At 40.9% G+C, this 1,840-nt stretch carries 1 protein-coding gene; it reads right to left on the reverse strand.

All coding sequences use genetic code 11. The annotated features are described in order from the left end of the window. Positions 1 to 1,694, reverse strand: a 1,694-nt coding sequence (locus CP355_RS09780) for an IS1182 family transposase (protein ID WP_095154385.1), incomplete at its 3' end; no start/stop codon positions are given. Between the last annotated feature and the right edge of the window lie 146 nt (positions 1,695 to 1,840).

Below are 1,840 nucleotides of genomic sequence, written 5' to 3' on the forward strand. Positions count from 1 at the left end.
AAAGTGTCTGGGAAAAAACTAACTTTCAGATACCAAAAGACGATCAATCCAACTCTTAATTTGAGTTGCTTGACCGTCTTTTTCTTGTTATTTTTATTTTTGTGTAAAGAAGATTGGTCCTTTGACCATCTTCTGTTCCAATATTTGCTTAAATTCATCATCATGAAGGCTATTCCCACATCAGTTTCAACCTTCTTTTTGCCTCTTAAATGAGTTCGACGCATGCCAAAAACGTTCTTCAAATGTCCAAAAACTGGCTCCACATCATACTTTCTCTTGCTGTAGATGTACCTGCCTTCAGGACTTTGGAGAACTCCTTTAGCTTTTTCTTTTAAGTATTGCCAGTTAGGATTATAGCGAACCTGCCGCTGGCGTCCGCTCTTGGTTTTGGCTAAACGCTCTAATTCTGGCGTTAATTGAAATTTATCCGCTTCGTAAACCTTAAAATCGCGAACCTGACCAGTCGATTTATCTTTACGCCGACTATAACATTTGAAGCTAAACCTAACGCCGTTTTGATCAAGGTAGTAATCGTCTTCTTCATCATAGAACCAGTTGGCTAGCTTAGTTGGATCGTTTTTGTACTTTCTAGTTTGTTCCTTTTCGTACATGGTATAAGGGATATAGTACTGCTTGTCTGAATATTCTTCTTCAAGCATTGAGTAGTTGTACTCGCTGCCGTAGCCAGCATCGGCGACGATCTTATCGAACTTGTCCATTGTCGTCATCTGTTTTAAAAAAGGCTCTAGCGTCTTAAAGTCAGTCGGATTGGGATACAAAGCAAAATCGACTACGTATTGATCCGTTGTAGCGACTTGGATATTATAGCCTGGCTTGAGCTGGCCGTTCTTCATGTGGTCTTCTTTCATATGCATGAACGTCGCATCGTGGTCGGTTTTAGAGTAGCTATTTCGCCCAGCAAAGACTTCTTCTGCCTCTTCATACTTCTTCATTCTAGGCACGTAGTCTTTTCTTAGCTTATGAAGCAGCTTTTTTAGAGCTCGTCTTTTTGCTTTTCTAGCCGAGCCGCCAGGAATGGCTTTAGGCTCTTGGGCAATCTCTTCAGTCAGTTTTTCAATTTCAGCTTCCGTTTCTTGCGCTAGCTCCGTCAACCCCTGACTGGTTTGTACTTGCTCTTTTGCCATTGCTTTGACGACTTCTTTGGCAATCAGTTCATCATATAGTTCAACTGCTTGACCTTTGAGCTTTTCATGATACTTTTCAACTGCCTTGCGCCAGACAAAGCTATAGCGATTGGCATCGGCTTCGATTTTCGTGCCGTCGATGAAGATAGCCCCTTCGTTGATCAAGCCTTCTTGTTCCAGTAGGTTGGTAAAGTAAAGAAAGCATTTCTTGACCAATTCGTTGGCGTGGTCGCTCGATCTAAAATTATTGATGGTATGGTATGAAATCTGCTGGTGCTCAGCCAATACCATCATTGGTAGATTTTCTTCTAACATCAGCGCAATTTTTCTGCCTGAGAATACTCTGCGAGAATAAGCAAAAAGCAAGATCTTAAGCATCATAGCAGGGTGATAGGCAGGACGCCCGGTTTTGGCAGAATCGCCCAATAGGACGTCTTCTGGAATCGAATCGACGAACCAGCCGATCACTGTTGCCAAGTGATTGTTAGGTATAGTAAAGTCTAAATTAAGTGTTAAAGCAGTCTGGCCTGTGGTATAATTTTGATACATTGAGATTGTCTTCTTTCTTTTTATACTGTAGCGATTTAATAATATCAAGGAAGGCAGTTAAAGTATAGAAAAAGAACGATGAAATCGAAAAGGAAATCATCGTTCTTTTTTCATGTCTTAGGAATTAGTTTTTTCCCAGACACTTT

The sequence above is a fragment of the Lactobacillus sp. UMNPBX4 genome, assembly GCF_002554115.1.
Lineage (GTDB): Bacteria > Bacillota > Bacilli > Lactobacillales > Lactobacillaceae > Lactobacillus > Lactobacillus gallinarum.